Genomic DNA, 6,019 nt, shown 5'->3' with positions numbered 1-6,019 from the left:
CGGATGTCAACGATGCACCGGTAGCAGGCAGTACAAGTTACACAGTCAACGAAGACGGCCAAATCACCATTAGCGCTGAGCAGCTATTAGCGAACTCAAGTGATGTGGATGGCACAGTCAGCCTAGACTCAGTGTCATATTCTGGCACCGACGGCATATTAACGAATAATCTTGATGGCTCGGTCACTTTCTTCCCTAATGAGAACTTCAACGGCGAAATCAGTCTTGATGTGGTGGTTATCGATGATGACGGCGCGACCGCTGAAACCACCGCAGGCATCACCACACTCGCGGTCAATGATGTGCCAGTGGTTGATGGTAACCTGGCTTACAATGTCGATGAAGATGGCACCATTACTCTCAGCCAAGAACAATTACTTGCCAATGCATCTGATGTAGACGGTGATGATTTAACCGCTGAAGGGCTTAGCGTTGCTGGTAACGCAACAGTTGTGGCGAATGACGATGGCAGCTTCACCATTACCCCAGATGCCGACTTTAATGGCGACTTAGACTTACGCTTTGATGTCTCAGATGGCACCACTACAGTGGCGACAGGTGTTGATTTAACCGTTAACCCAGTTAACGATGCACCGATTGCGGGTGCCGATATTTATATTCAAGCAGAAGAAGATCAAACCGTTGGCGTTAGTCTTCGTGAAGAGCCTGCTATTCGCCTCGATGCACAACCTGAGTTTGGTATTGTACAAGCCAATATCAATGATGAATGGGTGACGTTAGAGGTAGGACAAGAATTCGCGCCTGATACTGAAGTACGCTTTGTTGCTGATGAAACCGCAGTTACTGATTCTACTCATACTAGTCAAATCGGTACCTTCGATGATAATGCGACAGTTGATGATTGGGGCACAGAAATAGATTCACATACCCGTGAATTTACTGATGGCGACTTAGTAGTTACCACCCAGAGTACAGATGGGCCGTTAGGCGCTTGGAATGGTAATACTCATATTGGCCATGGTATTGGCGATACCGATAGACAAGGTTTAAGTGGTGATGAGCAGCTAGTTATTAATGTTGAAGGTCAAGATATTAATGAAATCAGCTTCGAACTAGATGGCTTAGGTGGTTGGTTTGTTGAAGGATCTAAAAACTTCACTGAAGTAGAAATTAGGGCTTTTGATGCCGATGGCAACCTCATCGACTCACAAACTTATCATAAAGATGATAATAGTAGTTTCGAGCATACGTATACCCTTACCACGGATGAACCCGTAGCACGATTTGAGTTAGGCACAATTGAAGGTAACGGCACTTATGTGGTGCAGAATATGTCTGTATCGCAGACGTTACCTGATGATGTGGTCTTTACATCGATTGCCGTAGATGGCACTGAAGTAACAGAAACAATTGAGCTGAACCTTCACGCTGGTGATCAAGATATCGATTTATCTGCAGAGCTTCCTGTTGTGACAAGTTCAGAAGGGGCAGATGGTTTTGCTTCTATTGTGATAACCGAGGAGCAGTTGCTTGCACAAGCTTCTGATATTGATAGTGAAAATCTCGATATCATTAATCTTGAGTTAAACGATGAGAATGCAACGCTAACCGACAATGGTGATGGCACTTGGACCCTTACCCCAGATGAGAATTTCTCGGGGGATATTGACCTAACTTATCAAGTGACTGATGGTGAGTTAGTTGATGACAATACTATCCATATCAACTTTGCTGAGGTCAATGATGCACCAATTGCATCTGGACCAATAGTCCTTAGCACTGAAGAAGACAACTCTATTAGCTTCACTGATGCTGATTTACTTGCGAATGCATCTGACATTGAAGGTGATGATTTATCTATTCAAGATGTGAGTTACAGCGGTAATGCCGGTGAGTTAATTACCAATGACGATGGTAGTTACACCTTTGTTCCCAACGAAAATTTCAATGGTGACGTCGACTTAAGTTATGGCATTAGTGATGGTCAAGATGTTACAACCAATAATATTGATTTAACTGTTATCCCTGTTAATGATGTCCCTGTTGCAGGGGCGCCATTAGATTTACAAATGCTCAATGATGGCACCATGACCATTAATGCATCTAGCTTATTGTCAGGTGCAAGTGATGTTGATGGCGATATTCTTCATATTGAAGATTTAGTGCTGACCAATCAGCTGGATGGTACTTTGGTCGACAACGGTGACAATACCTTTAGCTTCACGCCAGCAGAAGGATTTACCGGCAATGTGTCTTTGTCATTCGAGGTTAGTGATGGCCAAGCATCTGCTCCTAGTTCATTAAATATTACCGTTGAAGAATACAACGAAGGCCCTGAAGTCTCTGGCCCAGTTGCGGTAACTGTGGATGAAGACGGCAGTATTACCCTATCTCAAGAAGAATTACTCGCCAATGCCAGTGATGTCGATGGTGATTCTCTGGCCGCAACCAATCTTGTTACCAACGATGAAAATGCGACTGTCGTACAAAATGACAATGGCAGCTTTACGATCACCCCAAGTGAAGATTTCAATGGTGACATCCAATTTACATACGATGTGACTGATGGTATTGAAACGGTTGCCACTGAATTAGATCTAACGGTTACGCCAGTTAATGATGCTCCAGATGTTCCTGATCTTTCATTTAATACCATGGAAGATGAAGCTATAACGGTTACTACCGAGCAGTTACTGGCTCAAGCAACGGATATAGAAGGCGATGAGTTATCTGTTGTTAATGTCACATCGCAAGATCCAAACGTTGAAGTCATTGATAATGGCGATGGGACTTATACGCTAACCCCACAAGCGGAATACAGCGGTACCGCCAGCTTGAGCTTTGATGTCAGTGACGGCACTGATGTGGTTTCGGCCGATATTAGTCTTAATGTTGAGTTTGTAAATGATGTCCCTGAAGCTGGGCCTATTGTTGCTTCTGTAGACGAAGATGGCACAATTTTAGTTACTCAAGAAATGCTACTTGAAAATGCATCAGATCAAGATGGTGATTTCTTAAGAGCCGATGGTTTACAAACTAACGATCCAAATGCGACCGTTGTCGATAATGGCGACGGTACCTTTAGCGTTACGCCTTCTGCTGATTTTAATGGCGATATTGTCTTTAGTTATGATGTTTCGGACGGTGAAACTGACACACCTACAGAGCTGACTCTGACAGTTAATCCAATTAATGACGCGCCTGAAGTGCAGCCGCTTAATTTTGCAATTCAAGAAGATGGAACATTAATCTTCACAGAAGAGCAATTATTGGCACAAGCGACAGATATCGAAGGTGATGAGCTTAGTATTACTGATGTATCTTACAGCGCAGATGAAGGTACATTGACGAATAATGGCGACGGTACTTACAGCTTCACTCCGAATGAACATTTTAGTGGCAATATTGAGGTCGATTTTAGTGTGTCAGATGGCACAGATGAGGTATCACAAAGTATTGGTGTTGCCATCGAAGCCGTTGCTGATGCTCCTGACTTAACAGTAACAACGGGTGATGGCGATGTCGTCACTGATGAAGTGATTGTGGTAGAGCCCGGTTCAACCACGCAACTTAATATTGATGCAAGTCTAGTGGATCAAGACCTTTCTGAAACCCTTACGGTTGAAGTAAATGGTTTACCAGAAGGTTCAGTACTGACCTATGACGGCGAAGCGCTGTTTGACGAACAAAGCAGCGGTATTACCAGTTACGACAATACCGATATTACCGTGACGTTCCAGGGCGAAACTGCCGGATATCAAAATACGGCGGGTTACTATACCGTTGATGAAGAAGGTAATATTACAGGGGTACAAATTGGTTTTGAAAATGCTTCTGAAGTGGGCTCTGGCGGTGAATTAATCCCAGGTGAATCATCCTTCACGTTTGATGTCGAGGCGGGTGAAAGCTTCAATCTATTTGTGATCCCAAATGGTTTCAATCGTAATGACTTTGAGAATATGCAGGACGGTACATTTGAGTTCCGCGATGCCGATGGTAACCCTGCGACTATCGACTCAGTCGACCCGCAATTGGTTCACATTAGTGAAGATGGCGTCGAAACGCCGATTTTAAGTCAATTTGGTGATGCGATTTTCCATGGTGGCAGCAATAGCAATCTTAACGAAGATGGCATAGAGCATACGAGAACCACACTGAATGAAGATGGCGATATTGTTTACGGTGTTGAAGATCTCTTTGGCGGCGGAGATCAAGATTTTGATGACTTCACATTTACCATTGATGTTGGTGAAACAAATAGCCAAATTTTCCAAGGTGAAATTGTTGTTGGTGAAGATGGCAGCGTTGTTATCCCAACCACTGTGTTGGATCAAAACCTTGCAGTTACCTTCCCTGAGGATTACACCGGTTCAGCATCGTTAGAGATCATCGCAACAGCCACTGAACTGTCAAATGACGATCAATCTAGTACTGTTCAAACGATAAACTTTGAAGTTGACCATGCACCTGATTCTGATGCAGTTACCGCACAGGTTGATGAAGATGGCTCAATCACTATTACTCAAGCTGATTTATTAGCGAATGCGACCGATCTTGATGGTGATGATTTAGTTGCCGTTAATGTCAGCTCTGATGATGACAATGTCACATTGGTCGACAATGGTGATGGAACATACACAGTTACCCCTGATGCGGACTTCAACGGTGAAGTATCGTTTAGCTTTGATGTCAGTGATGGCGATCAAATCGTCTCCACTGAATTAAATCTAAGTGTTAACCCTGTTAATGATGCTGCTCTAGCGCAAGATCAAAGCTTTAGCATGAACGAAGACGGCGTGATCATCATTACCGATGAGCAACTGCTTGTTGGTGCCACCGACATTGAAGGTGATAATTTAACTATCGCCGATGTGAGTTACACAGGTACCGATGGTGTGCTTACCGACAACGGTGATGGCACCCATAGCTTTGCGCCAAATGAAAACTTCAATGGTGATTTACAGCTCGATTTCGGTGTAAGCGATGGTACGGTAACCACACCAGCTAACATTGATATCGCGGTTACGGATGTCAACGATGCACCGGTAGCGGGTTCAACTTCATACACAGTCAACGAAGATGGCCAAATCACCATTAGCCCTGAGCAGTTACTGGCAAACTCTAGTGATGTTGATGGTAGCGTTAGTTTAGATAGCGTGAGCTACTCAGGCACCGACGGTATTCTGGTTCAAAACTCGGACGGCTCAGTGACCTTCTCGCCAAACGAGAACTTCAATGGTGATATTAGCCTCGATATCTCAGTCATCGATGATGATGGGGCAGTGGCGCAAACCACAGCAGGCATTGAAGTCATTGCGGTGAATGATGCACCCGTTTCGGGTGATCTGGCTTACAGTGTTGATGAAGACGGCAGTATTACCCTGTCTCAAGAGCAATTGTTAGCCAATGCCAGTGATGTAGACGGTGATGACTTAACTGCTGGAAATCTAACTGGCGGTAACAACGTTACTATCACAGAAAACGACGATGGTTCATTTACCCTGACTCCTGATGCAAACTTCCATGGTGAAATGGATATAAGCTTTGATGTCTATGACGGTGGAACCACAGTTCAAGCCAACATTGATCTGACTATTAACCCTATAAATGACACAACAGTAGGAGTGGAAGATCAAGCTTACACTGTCGAAGAAGATGGAACCTTAATCTTCACTGATGAGCAATTGCTTAAGGGCGCAACAGACATCGATGGAGACGACTTATCCGTTAGTGGTGTTGAATACAGTGGTACCGAAGGTGTATTCACTGATAATGGCGATGGAACATATAGTTTTGCGCCAAATGAGAACTTTAATGGTCAAGTTGAACTTAGCTTCTCGGTCACTGATGGAAAAGAAACCGTTGGCGCTAATATCGATATTACAGTAACTGATATTAATGATGCACCGGTAGCGGGTTCAACCTCATACACAGTCAACGAAGACGGCCAAATCACCATTAGCGCTGAGCAGCTATTAGCGAACTCAAGTGATGTGGATGGCACCGTCAGCCTAGACTCAGTGTCATATTCTGGCACCGACGGTATCCTGGTTCAAAA

The 6,019-nt window shown here is 44.1% G+C and carries 1 protein-coding gene; it reads left to right on the top strand.

The genetic code is table 11. From position 1 onward, the window contains the following. On the top strand, positions 1 to 6,019 hold a 6,019-nt coding region (locus tag BCU91_RS19185), incomplete at both ends, for a tandem-95 repeat protein (RefSeq protein WP_133126624.1).

Source organism: Shewanella sp. 10N.286.52.B9 (genome assembly GCF_002873635.1).
In the GTDB taxonomy this organism is placed as follows: domain Bacteria; phylum Pseudomonadota; class Gammaproteobacteria; order Enterobacterales; family Shewanellaceae; genus Shewanella.
Note: the sequence above shows the minus strand (reverse complement) of the source record. Positions and strands in the feature narration are given on the sequence as shown.